Annotated in this window: 1 pseudogene; it reads right to left on the bottom strand. The window is 45.6% G+C overall.

Annotated features, from left to right (window positions below):
* Positions 1–136: pseudogene (locus FS736_RS25660) on the bottom strand (Ku protein); the annotation flags it as partial.
* Between the last annotated feature and the right edge of the window lie 105 nt (positions 137–241).

Raw genomic sequence — 241 nt, 5'->3', positions numbered from 1 at the left:
CACGGACCTTTCCTACCTCAACCCTTTTCCTCACTTCATCGCCAAAATCCATCCTTTCCATCACCAGTCTGTTATCATACACCCTTATTACACCCAATTCCTCTTTCCCCCGCATCATCATTTTCCCAATCCCCACCTTCTCTCATTCCTCAACTCCCTTTTTTAACAAGGGAAAGGCTTTTCCCCCGCTTTCATTTCCCGACGTAAAATACCTTCCCTGATACTGAATCGGATCCATTTC

The organism is Cytobacillus oceanisediminis 2691 (assembly GCF_007678455.1).
In the GTDB taxonomy this organism is placed as follows: Bacteria; Bacillota; Bacilli; order Bacillales; family Cytobacillaceae; genus Mesobacillus; species Mesobacillus oceanisediminis_A.
The sequence above is the reverse complement of the archived record's forward strand: the minus strand, read 5'-3'. Positions and strand labels throughout refer to the sequence as shown.